A 15,052-nucleotide genomic window follows, 5' to 3' on the forward strand; every position below is an offset into this window, starting at 1 on the left:
ATGCTAATCGTCGATGACGAAGAGATCATTACCGACGGGCTGTTTGAAGTATTTTGTAAACTGAATCTCGACCTTGATTTGTACAAAGCCTACTCCGGGTACGAAGCTTTGGAGCTACTGAACCGGACCAGGGTTGATATCGTGTTATCCGACATCCGTATGCCTGGTATGGGGGGGCTGGAGCTCATGGAGAACATTCGCCGGAAATGGTCGCATTGCAAGATCATATTTTTAACAGGCCATCACGATTTCGATTATGTCTATCGAGCGATCCAAACTCCGGGTGTCAATTACCTGCTCAAGAGTGAAGGATATGAGAAAATCATCACAGCAGTTAGCGATGCCATCGAAGAACTGGAAAACAGCCTGCGTTTGAACAACTTGATTCAGCAGTCCAGAGAGAGCCTTACGACGCTGGAAACGCTTGCTCAAGGGAATTATTTTCGGCACTTGCTCCAAGGTGCGCGTGCTGCAAATGTGATGGTTGAGGATTTCCATAAATTAAACATTCCCCTCGATCCTTCGCTGCCCGTACTTATGGCTCTTGGTGGTTTGGCGCCTTCATTTTCAAATTCGTTAGCCGATAGGCAGGAAGCGGCGTTAGCCGTCAAGATATTGGCGGAGACGTTCCTGACGGAAAAAACGGTAAGTCTCGGAATGATTGATCGCTACGGTGATCTCGTCTGGTTCATCCAAACGCGTCCGAACAATGAGCTCGCAATAGCGGATGATTATGCTAGAACGGTAAGATTTCTGGAAGGCGAATTTGAGCTGATTCAACGAGCCTGCAAGGAGTCTCTACAAGTATCGGTTGCTGTAACGATAGGCGCTGAGCCTTGCGAGTGGAAGGGGTTGTCGACGGCCTACGACTCAATTAGGCGGTGGCAGCATCTGAGGGCAGGTGATGGAGCTCAGATGGTGCAACTGGCAGCTATGAAAGCTTCCGAATCGTCGGAACTGGCAAGAGAACGAGCTTCTCGGGAAAAGGCGGAGGCGTTAGCGGCGCATCTGGAAGGAGGTCGGAGGGACGAGTTTCTTAGAATCTTTGACGAAGTGACAACACCGCTGCTCAATGGAAGGAATACAGGAAGTAATTTTTTGAAGGAGCTTTATTTCATGATAGCGCTTATCCTGTTATCTTACATGAATCGCTGGGAGCTTCATGATAAAGTAGGAGCCGTTGGTCTTATTCAGATTGACGAGCATGCATCGTGGTATGAGAGCTTCGAGTTTTTGAAACGGACGGCGGAATCCTTGTTCGCTATCAGACGAACGGGTGAACGAAATCGGGCGGCGGAGGTGGTCGAAAAGGTTCGTTTATACATCGAACAGCATCTAGCCGAGGATCTGTCACTAGTGCGTTTGGCAAGTGAGTTTCATTTTAATCCGTCATATTTGTCCAGACTTTTCAAACAAGAGTGCGGCAGGAATTTATCTGACTATATTGAGGAAGCAAGGATTGGAAAAGCAAGAGAGCTGCTCAAGCAGGATGAGTTGAAAATTTCGGAGGTCGGTGTTCGTGTGGGGTATGATGCGGCTCACTCGTTTACCCGATTTTTCAAGAAAATGACCGGGCTGACACCGTTGGAACAGCGGGAAGCCCTACGAGCTAAAAAGTGAGTTGAGAAAAGGATAGGGGGAAATGCAGATGTACCCGAATCCCATTATATGGGCGGACTATCCGGACCCCGATGTGATCCGGGTTGAGGATACTTATTATATGGTCAGTACAACCATGCATTTTATGCCGGGGTGTGTCATATTGCGATCGTATGACCTGATCCATTGGGAAGTGGCAGCATATGTATATGAGGCTTTGGATCATACACCGGATCAGAGACTGGAGGGTGACCGACAGATCTATGGAAAGGGAATGTGGGCGGCATCTTTGCGTTACCATCAAGGCAAATATTATGTATGTTTCGTAGCAAATGATACTCATCAAACGTATTTGTTTTCTGCTTTTGAAATCACAGGACCATGGACGAAGCATCCGAATATTGAAGGATTCTATCATGATTGCTCACTTTTGTTTGATGATGATGGTAGAGTTTTTATTATATATGGAAATGCAGAGATTCATCTTACAGAATTAATGGAAGATTTGACCGGTCCCAAGCCTGGTGGATTAAACCGGATCATTGTAAGGGAGACAGAACCTTATCATCTTGGTTATGAAGGTGCTCATGTCTATAAGATTAATGGGAAATATTACGTATTTCTCATACACATAACAAATTCCAGACATAGTCGCAGAACACAAGCCTGTTTTGTAGCAGATTCCCTGGAAGGGGACTTTGTTGGCGGAGAGGTGTTTGATGATGACATGGGGTATTTTAATGCAGGCATAGCACAAGGCGGAATCGTTGATACTCCAGATGGTAAATGGTATGCCGTATTGTTTCAGGATCATGGTGCCGTTGGCCGTATCCCTGTCTTGGTGCCTTTGCATTGGGATAATGATGTTCCGGTATTCGATAGGAAACCGCCCTCATATATCGACATACCGAGCACTAAACCCGGATATGAATACAAACCTTTGGTCGGAAGTGATGATTTCTTCTACAGGCCGGATGAGAACGGCAACGTCCATCTGAAAGACTTCTGGCAGTGGAATCATATTCCGACAAATAATTTGTGGTCTTTAACGGATAAGCCAGGTACATATCGGATTCAATCTGGAAAAATTAGTGCAAATTTAATATATTCGGCAAATATGTTGACACAGCGTGCAATGGGGCCCGCATGCGAAGCTATCGTTACCTTGGATGGAAGCGAGCTAAAGGAGGGCGATTATGCAGGCTTGTGCTTCTTGATCAGCACCTATGGCTTCATTGCGCTTACCAAGGAAGCTGGACATTACTACTTGGTCATGTTGGCAAGGACGACAGACGATAAAACGATCTTCGGAAACCTGGTAGACAAAGATGCCGGTGTAGAATTTGCAAGGATTCCAGTGGACAATAACAAAGTTACTTTGAAGGCTTATGGCAATTTCGTAAACAATACGGACGAGTGTGAGTTTTATTACATGGACGGAGAAGCTTGGAAGAAGCTTGGTATTACCCATAATATGGTCTGGAAAATGGATCAATTTGTAGGGGTGCGTTACGGACTGTTCCTCTACTCTACCAAGGAGATTGGAGGAACGGCTCAATTTTCCAGGTTTGCGTACAATGTGATGAAATCCCGCAGATGAACTTAGAAGATTACTGGACGTATGTCCACACCATACTTGGCTTGCGTATCCGCTTGCACCACTTATCTTGAGGATCATCTAATTGCTCTTGGAGTCAAAATGATCGCCCAATGGACAGTCAGCAACGGGAAGTCGGTGCAGTACTACCTTCATAAGGGGCTGAAAGGGATTCTCACCATACCAAGCGATCTGCCATTTACATTACCATGAAGGGGGAGATTGGCAGTGTCTTTTACGGAGCAAACGAAAATCGGTGTGATCTGGGCGAATCCCGAGGCACGGGCAGTGCTGCTCAAGCATGTTCCCGATCTTACGGATTCTCCTTATTTGTCGTTTATGAAAATACAGACGCTTCCCCAGCTTGCGGCTTCCAATAAAGCATATACTTGGATGCCGGAGCTGCTGCACGCGATCCTGCAGGAGCTGGCGACGATCCGGGACGAGCCGGCCCTGGAGGCGGACATCGCGCCGTCCGCACTTTACGAGGAGGCTACGGTTCCCGCAGGATCCGCAACTGTACAGGGGACTCCGCAGGCGGAGCAATGGGGTGTATTCGAGCTGGTGCTGCATGGCCCGAGCCACGGGAATCCGTTCGTGGACGTTGCGCTGAGCGCCGAGTTTCGCTGTGCCGATCGGGCGGTCGAAACCGCGGGCTTTTATGACGGGGAGGGCATCTACCGCATCCGGTTCATGCCAGACGTCGTGGGAGAGTGGACGTACCGGACGCGAAGCACGGCACGCTCCCTGAACGGAATCGAAGGCCGGTTTGCAAGCACCGCCCCGGCGTCCGGCAATCACGGACCGGTCCAGGTGAAAAACCGGTTCCACTTCGGGTATGCCGACGGAACGCCGTATATCCCGGTTGGCACCACCTGTTACGTATGGACGCATCAGGACGAGGAGTTGGAGCAGCGGACGCTCTATACGCTACGGACATCGCCGTTCAACAAGCTGCGGATGTGCGTATTTCCGAAATATTACCAGTTCAATGCCAATGAGCCGCAGCATTATCCGTATGAAGGTTCGCTCGAGGAAGGATGGGATTACACCCGGTTCAACCCTGCGTTCTTTCGTCATCTGGAGAGCCGCATTCTGGATCTACTGGGGCTTGGGATCGAAGCGGACCTGATCCTGTTCCATGCGTATGACCGCTGGGGGTTCTCCGAGATGAGTCCGGCCGCCGATGACCGGTACTTGCGCTATATCGTGGCGCGGCTGTCCGCCTACCGGAATGTCTGGTGGTCGCTGGCCAATGAATACGACCTGATGTGGGCCAAGCAGCCGGACGATTGGGAACGCTTCGCCAGGATCATAACCGGGCAGGATGCCTACGGTCGGCTGATATCGATTCATAACTGCTTTGTTTTCTATGATTACAGCCGGGACTGGATTACACACTGCAGCATTCAGCGGATCGACGTGTACAAAACGGCCGAAAATACGAACGAATGGCGGGACCGGTGGAACAAACCGATCGTCATCGACGAATGCGCATATGAAGGCGATATCGATCAAGGCTGGGGCAACATCAGCGGACAGGAGATGACACGCCGCTTCTGGGAAGGAGCGGTGCGTGGCGGCTATGTGGGGCATGGCGAGACCTATCTGCATCCGGATGACATCCTCTGGTGGTCCAAGGGGGGCAAGCTTCATGGAACGAGTATGGAACGGATCGCCTTCCTGCGCTGGATAATGGAGGAAGGGCCAGCGGAAGGGCTCAATCCGCTCCTATCCGAATGGGATGTACCCTCGGCAGGGATCGCCGACGTGTATTACTTGTTCTATTACGGCTTCAATCAACCACGTTACCGGAAGTTTAGCATGAAGCCGGGCATCTGGTATCATGTGGATGTGATCGATACCTGGAACATGACGGTGAAAAGACTGCCGGGCACCTACGAAGGCGCATTCCGGATCGAGCTTCCAGGCATTCCGTACATGGCGGTGCGCGTGACGAAGACTTGAATAACGGTATTAACAAGCATGCGGATCGGATATTATGGGTTTAACTCTGGGTTCTTCGTAGGAACGAAGTGAACCTGAATTTCCCTAAATGAGCCCTGGGCTGCATGGTGAATGAATACATCCTTGACCACCATTTTTTTCGCTGATTCTGGCGCGCAGGCTGAAGCTAGCTTAGGTATGCTTTCCAAGCTATTACCATGCAACAAATGCACCGGTGTTACAACATCTGGCCGCGAAGTTACAGCAGGTCAAAGAATAGAAAAGAAAGCAGACGAAAGGGGCATCAACAGCTATAGCTGTGGGTATGATGCGAGCAAAGTGGAAAACGGAGTCCCCTATTCATTTTTATGATTAAACAGGACATAGGCTGGTGCCGTGTTCATTTTATAGACTGTTGTCGTAAGCAAAATCGCAACTTCAAGGAGTGGTAAATGTAATGTCTTTTACTCTTTATCAAATGCCTATGTTTACTCAAAATCACGCTACTTACCACAAACAAATGTATGAGTAGCATATGAAAATGCATCATTACCAGGATCAGCTAAAAGCCTGCCACTTGGAAAGAGCAAAGCATTTTCAGAAAATGATGGAGGAAAGAGTAAAGACAAAAGAAAAGAGTCAGACTGATTTTGGGTGCCCCTTTTCTTCGCTCAACCAAAGAGGGCCCATTTCCTGCTCCAATGTCTTTAACCGATAGCTTACCGTAGCTTGTGACAGGTACAGTAATTCGGTCGCTTTTCTTACACTCTCGGTCCGTACGATAGCTAAAAACGACTTCATTCCCAGGAAAATACATAGAATACTTCCTCAATATCTAGAAATAATTAATAGGTTCACAAAATATTTGAGTTTTACAACATTATTCTTTATGTTTAAAATTATTATTAATAAAGACGAGGGGTCAAATGTTTTTTCACTGAAGAGTTCTCGTCCTGATTGCTGTCAGTGTCTTGGAAACTTTGAAGCATATAGTCTAGTTTGAGTATCCAGGGGCTAATTGCACCGATCAATGGCCTTTTAAAGAGGTTGTACTGCAGATGAAGTTTATAATATGGCAATAATTACTGCTTCTTTAAAAGGATAAAATGACGAGCATCAAACGGGTTTTCTTCGAAGAATGGTAAAGGTTATGAAAGGGAAAGGTGGTTTAGCAATGAAGATTCTCATAGTTGGCTATTTTAGCGAGACCTCAAAATCTAATATTACAAGGTATTTTCCGCAAGACTGGAAAGTTATAGTTGTCCCGCCCGGAAAAGAAATGCTGCATCATATTGAAGATTGCCAGGTAATCATCCCTGAACATGTTAAAGTGGATCACAGCCTGCTTTCTATCGCAAAAAAATTAAAATTGGTACAGACGGGTGCAGGATTTGATAATGTAGATGTCCCTACCTGTACACAGCTCGGCATTTGGGTGGCCAATGCTGCAGGAGTGAATGCACAGGCAGTGGCCGAGCACGTAATGGCACTGATATTCTCTTATTATAAAAACATACCGTTTCTTGATACCTTCATGAAAAACAAGATGGATGAAAATCAATTGGACTATACAGGGAGTGAATTAAAGGATAAAACGATTGGGATTATCGGTTTGGGCGCGATTGGAAAAAAAGTAGCTTCGTTTTGCAGGGTTTTTGATATGAATGTGCTGGCTTATGCGAGAAATGCTGTTGTACAATCTGACGATTTTGTGAAAATGACAGATTTCGATACTCTTGTAAGCACATCGGACATAGTCAGTGTACATATACCCTTGAATCAGCAATCCAAACAGCTGATCAACAAAGCTGCATTCAAGAAAATGAAGAATACCACTCTTTTTATCAATACAGCCCGCGGCGGGATTGTCAACGAAAGAGACTTGATTGATGCATTAAAAAACGGGGATATTTCAGGCGCATGCCTGGATGTGTTTGAATCTGAACCGCTTCCTATTGATAGTGAGCTCCGGAATCTTGGTAATGTGATACTTACTCCCCATACAGCAGGTATGCCTGATGGTCGAAAATTTCATAAAAAAAGATATGATTTCTTTATAAATAATATAAAACGTGTAGAAAATGGTGAAGAGCCTGAAAGCAAGCTCAATCAGTTATTATAGTTTTGGTGCAATAAAAATGAGCTATCGGACGCAGCTCAGTGCACCTGGGTGCTTCCCGATAAATCCGAGCGGGAATGGGTGATGCTGACGCCAGGCTAACAGCAACAGATCTTTATACCTGATTGCCTCCAGATAATGGCAAGGGGGACACGGCAGCGCAGTTGCAGCGGTCCACTCACTTGGTTGTATTATTTGTCAGGATAATATGGCAAAAGCAATTATATCTGAACTTGAGCCTAAGAGCCAGTTATTCACGAGATCAAGTGTAAGTGGACAAGAACATACATCCTTTGGATATTCGAGGGATATCTCATCTAGGCGATTTACGTGAAACCTTTCTTTCTATAATTAAAGATTTCTCACATCGATATTTGCATATTTCGAAAATTAGAAACGCAGCAACCCATTACGCTAATGGAACACGATTGGTGAATGACAGAAAAAAGCAGGCCAAGACTGTATTGTTCCAGTTATGGCCTGCTTTTTTGTGATGTTCCCACAAGAATACATTGAATATATGTAAACAATGTGCAGAGCCTTATATTTCAAGGCTTTTTCACGTTCGAGTATAGATAAACGCAAAATGTTGGCGGGACCCCTATTGTGTATTCGCACACGCTGGACATGGAAGACAAGCGGATGTCAGTCTGCCTGAAATGCCGCTTCCACATCACCCATTACAATTCTGAGCCAGTGGACATAATAAAAGATGACCCTAATGAATAAAGGGTCATCTCCTGGTAGCTTAACTCCGCGGTGTTTTGTTGAAACTGTCCACAATCCGGGCCAGTGTTCAGCGCAGCCGAACGGTAATAATAAAAAAATAAATTGAACACGAATAGACACTATGATATAATCGGTAGCGTCATTGAAAATCAAAATATGGATTGCATTTAATCTTATCCCTAATTTAATTGTACATCTGGAACTTTGATTTGTCAATGCTCTTTTTTATCCCCAAAAAACGGAAAAAGGAGTGTGTTCAACGGAGATGGAAGTGATGGATTGGCGGGAGGAACAGGAGCGGCTGGAACGGGTCCGGAACAAGCTGCAGGCGAGAATTGCCGAACTGGAGCCGGAGGTTGCGGGGATGCGCGATCAGGCTTCGGACATCCGCAAGCGGTTTTGGGAAGATCTTACGATTAACACAAGCACGGGCGGAGATTTCGAAGAGACCTACTACACGATTAACCAGCAGTCCGCGTTATTGGCCGAAAGGGAGCGCCGCCACAAGCTGCTGACGGAGCAATGGAAAAGCATGAACCGACTGCTCCCGTCTCCTTATTTCGGACGCTTCGACTTTAAGGAGGATGGTCTGGACTTCAGCGAGCAGATCTATATCGGTGTCTCTTCCTTCGTCGACGAAGACGGATTGAGCTTTCTGATTTATGACTGGCGCACGCCAATTGCGAGCCTGTACTACGACTACATCCCCGGCCCGGCGTCTTATGTCACGCCGTCCGGGCGATTCGAAGGGATGATGGAGCTCAAGCGGCAGTTTCAGATTCAAAACGGGAAAATCCGCAACATGTTTGACGCGAGTGAAACGATCGGAGACGAATTGCTGCAGCAGGTGCTCGGCAAAGGCGCGGATTCGCAAATGAAGAGCATCGTGGCAACCATCCAGAAGGAACAGAACGCCATCATCCGCGACGACAAAAGCCGGATGCTTATCGTGCAGGGGGCGGCCGGCAGCGGCAAGACTTCCGCAGCGCTGCAGCGGGTGGCGTACTTGCTGTACAAACACCGCCAGACGATCAAGGCCGATCAGATCGTTCTTTTCTCGCCGAATCCGATGTTTGCCGGTTATATCTCCAACGTCCTTCCAGAGCTCGGTGAAGAGAATATGCAGCAGACGACCTTTCAGGAATATCTCGACTATTGGCTCGGTTCTGCGCTGCGGCCGGAGGATCCCTTTGACCAGATTGAATATGTGCTGACCTCGCAAGGAGTGCCGGGGTACGAGGCTCGCCTTCAAGGGATCGGGTATAAAGCATCCGAGGCTTTCCTGCAAGCCCTGCATAACTATGCAATGTGGCTGGGACGGGAAGGCATGCGGTTCAACGGCATTCGGTTTCGGGACCGCGATTTGATCACCGCGGAGCGAATGAGGGTGGAGTTTTACGGTTATGACCGCTCCCTGTCGTTGTCCAATCGTGTCCTGCTTTTGCAGGAATGGCTGCTGAATGAACTGGCTTCGCTGGAACGCGCGGAACGGGAAGCGCCTTGGGTGCAGGAGGAGTTGAATTATCTCGACACCGAGCAGTACGTGGAGGCCTTCGAAATGCTGCATAAAGAGAAGGAAGTATTCGAAATTGTGGAAAAATACGCCGCTCGCGAGAACGAACGCCTGGGAGATGAAGGCGACTTTGATTTCGGTCTTAAGGAGGAAGAGCTGCTTCGCCGAAAGATCGTGAAAGAAGGCTTTAAACCACTTAGGAAAAGTGTGAAGAAATTCTCGTTCATCGATATCAAGAGCTTATATGGGCAACTGTTTGAGGGCGAAGCCCCTTTTCGGGAGAAAACGAATGGAGCCGACTTCCCCCCGCTGTGGGCTGAAATATGCGCGCAAACCAAGGAAGCGCTGCTCCGCAGCGAGTTGTTCCACGAGGATGCGACTCCGTATTTGTATTTAAGAGAACTTATCGAAGGCGTCCGGACGAACACGGAAATCCGGCATGTCTTCGTTGACGAGGGACAGGATTATTCGGCGTTTCAATATGAATATCTAAAAAAGCTGTTTCCCCGTGCCCGGATGACGGTGCTCGGCGATTTCGGGCAAGCGATCTTTATGCAGTCTACAAGTTTGGACGCAGCCGATTCGCCACTGGTCCGCCTTTTCGGCGAAACTGAAACACGCCTTGTCCGCCTTGTGCGCAGTTATCGTTCAACTAAGGAGATTGTTGAATTTACGAAATCGATGCTTCCAGGCGGGGAAGACATTGCACCGTTTGAAAGGGGCGGTCCAAAGCCCCTTCTGATGAGACTGGACGTCGGTGAGAAGCGTGATGCGCAAATTCTGGCAGACATCGCGGCGCTAACGGCCGAGGGCTTCGATTCCATTGCCGTCATTACGAAGACCGCAGCCGAAAGCCGGGAGGCCCATGAATCGTTACGGATTCATGGAGGCGATGCTCTGCAGCTCATTACGAAGGAGACGCAGGGCTTTGAAAAAGGAGTGATGATCATTCCCGTGTATCTCGCCAAGGGTGTCGAGTTCGATGCAGTCTTGGTCTATGATGCTTCGCCCGAAGCTTACGGCCGGGACAATGAACGCAAGCTTCTTTATACCGCTTGTACGCGGGCCATGCACCGGCTTCATCTTTACACGACGGGAGATTGGTCGCGGTTCGTGCAGGCATTGCCTGCTAATTTGTACGAGAAAGCGCCATATTAAGGGATCGGGGGTGACGTCGGCGGCGATAAGCTGCAGCTCATGATTTAGCAAATCTTCGGCGCCATCCTGTAACCCTTCATTACAACAGGACGGGTACCACACTGGTAAACTCTTGTCATATGTTTTTTCTCAATTCAATGGTTAGGAGAGATATTGAATGAATTCGTTGGTTCTTGGGTTTCAGGAGATGGATACAACGCAGCTTATGCTCGTTGGTGGAAAAGGGCTAAATTTAGGTAAATTGTCAAAAATTGAAGGATTACAAGTGCCAGAAGGATTTTGTGTGACAACGGTGGGATATCAAAATGCTATCGAACAAAACGAAATCGTTCATGCTTTGTTGAAGCGGCTAACTTTGCTGAAAGTAGAAGATCGAGAACAAATTGCTGAAATCAGCAAAAAGATTCGAGAGGCCATATTGGATTCGGCTATTCCTTTGGAAGTTGTGGAAGCAGTTGCTCACCATATCACCAAGTATGGCGATGAATATGCTTATGCCGTGCGTTCTAGTGCGACTGCTGAGGATTTGCCGCATGCTTCTTTTGCTGGTCAGCAAGATACCTATTTAAATATTATTGGCAAAGAATCCATCTTGGAGCATATCCGCAAATGTTGGGCTTCTTTATTTACGGAACGGGCGGTCATTTACCGAATGCAGAATGGATTCGACCACAACCAAGTTTATTTATCCGTTATCGTTCAGAAAATGGTGTTCCCTCAGGCATCAGGGATTCTATTCACCGCTGATCCCATCACTTGCAACCGAAAGCTGCTCTCTATCGATGCCAGTTTCGGACTTGGAGAAGCGTTGGTCTCCGGCTTGATATCCGCCGACTGTTATCAAGTTAAGGATGGGGTAATCGTTAGCAAGAGAATAGAAACCAAAAAAATGGCTATTTATGGTCGAAAAGAAGGCGGAACAGAGACCCAGCAGCTCAATCCTGATCAGCAAAAGACGCAAGCCCTAACAGATCAACAAATTTTACAACTGGAACGTATCGGAAGACAGATTGAAGAACATTTCGGCTTCCCCCAAGACATCGAATGGTGCTTGGCTGATGATACCTTTTATATTGTCCAGAGCCGGCCGATCACCACTTTATATCCCATTCCTGAAGCGAATGACCAGGAGAATCACGTGTATGTGTCTGTCGGCCATCAGCAAATGATGACGGATCCTTTTAAACCGCTTGGGATATCCGTTTGGGTGTTAACAGGTGCCAGCCCCATGTTTAAAACGGGTGGCGGAAGGCTGTTTGTGGATATCACGAAGGGCTTGGCTTCAACAGCTGGCAGGCAAAATTTATTGGGTGTTTTAGGACACTCCGATCCACTCATAAAAGACGCGCTTATTACCATCATAGAGCGGGGAGATTTTATAAAGTTGGACCCGAATGACCAGAGCGAACCAGGTCCCGTAAAAAGCCATATAGGTATGTCGCCTGCGGAGATTTTAGCAGAAGCAGGAAATAACCCGTCGATTGTTGATCATTTGATTCAGAGTAGTGAGGCATCCTTGTCCGCATTAAAACATAACATCCAGTCGAAATTGGGCTTAGAAGTGTTTGATTGCATCCTGGAAGATATGCAGCAACGGAGGCAGCGTTCGTCAGATTTGAATAATTTGAGTGTAATTATGGCCGGCATCCATGCTTCAGCATGGATCAATGAAAAAATGAATGAATGGTTAGGTGAAAAAAACGTAGCAGACACACTTTCCCTATCAGTACCTAACAACGTCACTTCTGAAATGGGTATGGAGCTACTGGATGTTGCAGATGTGATTCGTCCCTATCCGGAAATAATTAAGTATTTACAACAGCTAAAGGATGATAAATTTTTGGATGAACTGGTTCAATTCGAAGGTGGGCAGAAGGTGCGTGATGCCATTGCTGCTTATCTCGACAAATATGGAATGCGATGTGCCGGGGAGATCGATATCACAAGAACACGCTGGAGTGAAAAACCAAGTATACTGGTACCTATGATCCTTAGTAACATCAAAAATCTTGAGCCTGGCGCCAGTAAACGAAAATTTGAGCAAGGGCGACAGGAAGCTTTGAAAAAAGAACAGGACTTATTAGCCCGATTGAAACAATTACCGGGTGGTGAACAAAAAGCCGAAGAGACAAAACAAATGATCGATTTGATTCGGAATTTCATCGGTTATCGTGAATATCCGAAATATGACATTGTAAGTCGCTACTTCATTTACAAGCAGGCGTTACTAAAGGAAGCGGAAAGGCTTTTAGAAGCCAACATTCTTCATGAAAAAGAAGATATTTACTATCTTGCTTTTGAAGAATTGCAGGAAACCGTACGCACAAATAAACTGGATTACCAAGTTATCCACAAACGAAAAGAGGAGTATAAACACTATGAAAAACTAACTCCGCCACGTGTGATTACGTCTGATGGCGAAATCATTACCGGTCAGTACAAAAGGGAAAATATCCCCGCCGGAGCTATTGCAGGTCTTGCCGTTTCTTCGGGTGTTGTTGAAGGGAGGGCACGGGTAATCCTGAATATGGAAGAGGCTGATCTGGAAGATGGCGATATACTTGTGACTGCCTTTACCGATCCCAGCTGGACTCCATTGTTTTTATCTATAAAAGGCTTAGTTACGGAAGTCGGCGGATTGATGACCCATGGAGCCGTTATAGCACGTGAATATGGCTTGCCGGCGGTTGTAGGTGTGGAGAATGCGACCAAACGGATAAGAGATGGGCAACGAATTCGGGTGCATGGAACAGAAGGGTATATCGAATTGTTGTAATGGAATATGCACGTTAGCAGGATGATGAGCATTTTCGCTCGGCTTATGAAAAAATGCCTCGTTCAGTGAAAGGTCTAGAAGGTGCAAGTGAGTGGCATGGGATTTTGGACAAAATTGCCGGAAAGTCTGCTGGGGTCTAGATACCATGCTGAACAAGCACGCTGGTTAGAAAATGCAACGAAAATCGTTTGTTCGACAACACTTACAGAAGTGGATTGGACCAATTCCAAGGTAACCAAAGACCATGTTCTGGAAGTGTTAGCGGCTTTATGAGGTTGCACGCTTGGGCAGCCTCATAGAGCTATTTGGCAGGATGTTGGAATTTAACTTGAATAAGTTAAAGAGGCGGAATCATATTTGAAAAAAGATTAGAAAATTTTTCTGAAATGTCGATTCTAGCGTCTCCCGTTCGTTGTGAATATAGAAGCAGAGTAGGAAGAGATTATTAAAAGAGAAAAATAATTGTATCTGAGATCAAGGCTTCGCAGATGCTCGGCCTTCAAGGACAGATGAAAAAGGTTTCGCCGATCGTATGAACAACCTCCCCAAGTACGTTGTAACAACAACATTGGAGAATCTGGAGTGGAACAATTCACAATTCATTAAGGGGAATATCGCAGAAGAAGTGATTCAATTAAAGCAACAACCAGATAAGGATATCTTGGTCGCTGGTAGTCGCCAATTAGTGAAATGTTCAATAGCATTAATGCAAACACAATTTTTGTTGCCAGGAAGTCTATCTGGAGGACTGAACTTATGAGCTCATAACGATTTGCGATTCTAGGATCATGATATTACCAAGACAAATCAAAGTCAATACTAAAATAACTAAAAACATTACCGAAGTAATGTAATATTAATTCTTAGTAAAATGATTTATAATAATGGCAAAGGAGTTGGGGGGAAGAGATGAGCACAAGAGGCGCAACCAAAGAAGCTATTTTGACCGCAAGCATCCAGTTATTTAATAAATATGGATTCGATCAAGTCACAATCAATCAAATTTGCAAAGAGATCAATGTGACCAAAACCGCGTTTTACTATCATTTCAAATCCAAGGATGAGTTGATTTCCGAGGTTTTTTCGTTTGACAATATGATCTCCAACAATGATGTACTGGACATTCTGTCCGTCACCGATTATGCCGATCAGGCGATAAAAGGCATGGAGATTTACGTGAAGCACATGGTTCGTCTGGGAGTCGAAATGACGAAGGAAAATTACAGGGTCCACCTTCGGAACCAGACCCTTCCGCTCGATAAAGGCAAGTCATCACTATTAAGCAGCGTTATTCCCACGTTGGTTCAACGGGCCAAAGACGCTGGACAAATCAAAAATCCGGCGAGCGCAGAGGATTTGCTTGATTCAATGTGTATTATAGCCAATGGAGTCATTCTGAATTGGGCCATTATGGGCGGCAGTTTCGATATTCTGGAAGAAACGAGGAAGCAATTTGAAATTTTGCTGGTCGTGTAAGGCGAATAGGGGTTGTAAAAGGTAACGCTTCGCTCAAAAGAGGGGGCGTTTTTTAGTATTTTGATTTCCTTTTCGATCTCAAGTTCAATAAAACTTTACCCTGGTATTTACATTTCTTTACCCATGTAATATAATTCG

11 protein-coding genes are annotated in these 15,052 nt (G+C 46.4%); 10 read left to right on the forward strand and 1 reads right to left on the reverse strand.

Going from position 1 to position 15,052, the window contains the following annotated elements:
• The 5 genes from LRL21_RS29715 to LRL21_RS29735 all read left to right on the forward strand — a co-directional run bounded on the left by LRL21_RS29715 (position 1) and on the right by LRL21_RS29735 (position 5,515).
• On the forward strand, positions 1–1,620 hold the full coding sequence (locus tag LRL21_RS29715) for a response regulator transcription factor (protein WP_240419560.1): 1,620 nt from the start codon (positions 1–3) through the stop codon (positions 1,618–1,620).
• 28 nt (positions 1,621–1,648) lie between these two features.
• Positions 1,649–3,199 (forward strand): glycoside hydrolase family 43 protein, encoded by a 1,551-nt coding sequence (locus LRL21_RS29720; RefSeq protein WP_240419390.1) that lies wholly within the window; start codon positions 1,649–1,651, stop codon positions 3,197–3,199.
• Between the two features lie 21 nt (positions 3,200–3,220).
• Positions 3,221–3,409, forward strand: coding sequence for a hypothetical protein (locus tag LRL21_RS29725; RefSeq protein WP_240419391.1), 189 nt, complete (start codon positions 3,221–3,223; stop codon positions 3,407–3,409).
• Positions 3,410–3,424: 15 nt separating this feature from the next.
• Entirely contained in the window at positions 3,425–5,164 is a 1,740-nt protein-coding gene (locus tag LRL21_RS29730) for a DUF5605 domain-containing protein (protein WP_240419392.1), read from the forward strand.
• Between the two features lie 111 nt (positions 5,165–5,275).
• Positions 5,276–5,515 carry a hypothetical protein gene (locus tag LRL21_RS29735; RefSeq protein ID WP_240419393.1) on the forward strand — a complete coding sequence of 80 codons (240 nt, stop codon included), beginning with the start codon at positions 5,276–5,278 and terminating at the stop codon, positions 5,513–5,515.
• 267 nt (positions 5,516–5,782) lie between these two features.
• On the opposite strand, the gene LRL21_RS46890 is transcribed toward LRL21_RS29735, so the two are convergent.
• A complete protein-coding gene (locus tag LRL21_RS46890; protein WP_240419394.1) occupies positions 5,783–5,944 on the reverse strand; it encodes a helix-turn-helix domain-containing protein in 162 nt (53 codons plus the stop codon).
• A 349-nt stretch (positions 5,945–6,293) separates the two neighbouring features.
• Between LRL21_RS46890 and LRL21_RS29745 the strand changes: the two genes are divergently transcribed.
• The 5 genes from LRL21_RS29745 (at position 6,294) to LRL21_RS29765 (ending at position 14,914) form a co-directional block, all read left to right on the forward strand.
• On the forward strand, positions 6,294–7,265 hold the full coding sequence (locus LRL21_RS29745; protein WP_240419395.1) for an NAD(P)-dependent oxidoreductase: 972 nt from the start codon (positions 6,294–6,296) through the stop codon (positions 7,263–7,265).
• A gap of 991 nt (positions 7,266–8,256) precedes the next feature.
• The gene (gene helD, locus LRL21_RS29750) at positions 8,257–10,662 is read left to right on the forward strand and encodes an RNA polymerase recycling motor HelD (RefSeq protein WP_240419396.1); all 2,406 of its coding nucleotides are present in this window, start codon (positions 8,257–8,259) and stop codon (positions 10,660–10,662) included.
• 157 nt (positions 10,663–10,819) lie between these two features.
• A complete protein-coding gene (ppsA, locus tag LRL21_RS29755) occupies positions 10,820–13,438 on the forward strand; it encodes a phosphoenolpyruvate synthase (protein ID WP_240419397.1) in 2,619 nt (872 codons plus the stop codon).
• 96 nt (positions 13,439–13,534) lie between these two features.
• Positions 13,535–13,711 (forward strand): dihydrofolate reductase family protein, encoded by a 177-nt coding sequence (locus tag LRL21_RS29760; protein WP_240419398.1) that lies wholly within the window; start codon positions 13,535–13,537, stop codon positions 13,709–13,711.
• A gap of 636 nt (positions 13,712–14,347) precedes the next feature.
• Complete coding sequence (locus LRL21_RS29765; protein WP_240419399.1) at positions 14,348–14,914, forward strand: TetR/AcrR family transcriptional regulator; 567 nt, start codon at positions 14,348–14,350, stop codon at positions 14,912–14,914.
• Positions 14,915–15,052 lie beyond the last annotated feature (138 nt).

The organism is Paenibacillus periandrae, from assembly GCF_022458865.1.
GTDB classification, from domain to species: Bacteria; Bacillota; Bacilli; order Paenibacillales; family NBRC-103111; genus Paenibacillus_S; species Paenibacillus_S periandrae.

Coding starts and splice junctions, on each gene's coding strand:
- LRL21_RS29715 (WP_240419560.1), top strand. CDS start 1: ATGCTAATCGTCGATGACGAAGAGATCATTACCGACGGGCTGTTTGAA.
- LRL21_RS29720 (WP_240419390.1), top strand. CDS start 1,649: ATGTACCCGAATCCCATTATATGGGCGGACTATCCGGACCCCGATGTG.
- LRL21_RS29725 (WP_240419391.1), top strand. CDS start 3,221: ATGTCCACACCATACTTGGCTTGCGTATCCGCTTGCACCACTTATCTT.
- LRL21_RS29735 (WP_240419393.1), top strand. CDS start 5,276: ATGAATACATCCTTGACCACCATTTTTTTCGCTGATTCTGGCGCGCAG.
- LRL21_RS46890 (WP_240419394.1), bottom strand. CDS start 5,944: ATGAAGTCGTTTTTAGCTATCGTACGGACCGAGAGTGTAAGAAAAGCG.
- LRL21_RS29745 (WP_240419395.1), top strand. CDS start 6,294: ATGAAAGGGAAAGGTGGTTTAGCAATGAAGATTCTCATAGTTGGCTAT.
- helD (WP_240419396.1), top strand. CDS start 8,257: ATGGAAGTGATGGATTGGCGGGAGGAACAGGAGCGGCTGGAACGGGTC.
- ppsA (WP_240419397.1), top strand. CDS start 10,820: ATGAATTCGTTGGTTCTTGGGTTTCAGGAGATGGATACAACGCAGCTT.
- LRL21_RS29760 (WP_240419398.1), top strand. CDS start 13,535: ATGGGATTTTGGACAAAATTGCCGGAAAGTCTGCTGGGGTCTAGATAC.
- LRL21_RS29765 (WP_240419399.1), top strand. CDS start 14,348: ATGAGCACAAGAGGCGCAACCAAAGAAGCTATTTTGACCGCAAGCATC.